This is a genomic window from Mesorhizobium sp. A556, assembly GCF_054489545.1.
Map to the genome: position 1 here is coordinate 1 of NZ_JBTMXA010000068.1, position 528 is coordinate 528.

The window sequence follows — 528 nt, forward strand, 5'->3', positions numbered from 1 at the left end:
GGCCAAGGGTCAGGAATGGAAATCGGTATTCGTCCTCAATACCATCGACGGCTGCATTCCCTCCGACCTTGGCGTCGGAACGACCGACGGCATCGAGGAGGAGCGCCGTTTGCTGTATGTCGCAATGACGCGCGCCAGGGACAGCCTGCACCTCGTCACGCCGCAGCGTTTCTTCACCTATGGGCAACATACCTATGGCGATCGGCATGTTTATGCATCGCGCACCCGTTTCATTCCCAAGACGCTCCTCTCGCTGTTTGAATCCTTCAGTTGACCGTTAATTGTGCACAGCGATGGCACAAGGCCGGAAGCTCGCCAGGTTCGCGTCGATGTCGGTGCGCGAATGCGTGGGATGTGGCGTTAGACGTCGCTGAATGCAGGGGAACAGAACGCACAAATGTTCAACGGGTTTGTAAAACCTAATGTTTTTCCAGCCATCAATTTTCACTGGGTCGATCATGGCGCAGTCGCTTGCGAGCCTTGGCGCGACGCTTGCCATCTGGCTGTATCGCCGGCTTAGCGGCCCGA

Annotated in this window: 1 pseudogene; it reads left to right on the top strand. The window is 57.0% G+C overall.

Going from position 1 to position 528, the window contains the following annotated elements:
* Nucleotides 1–364 (top strand): annotated as a pseudogene (locus tag ACX3P0_RS25335) (3'-5' exonuclease); the annotation flags it as partial.
* Between the last annotated feature and the right edge of the window lie 164 nt (nt 365–528).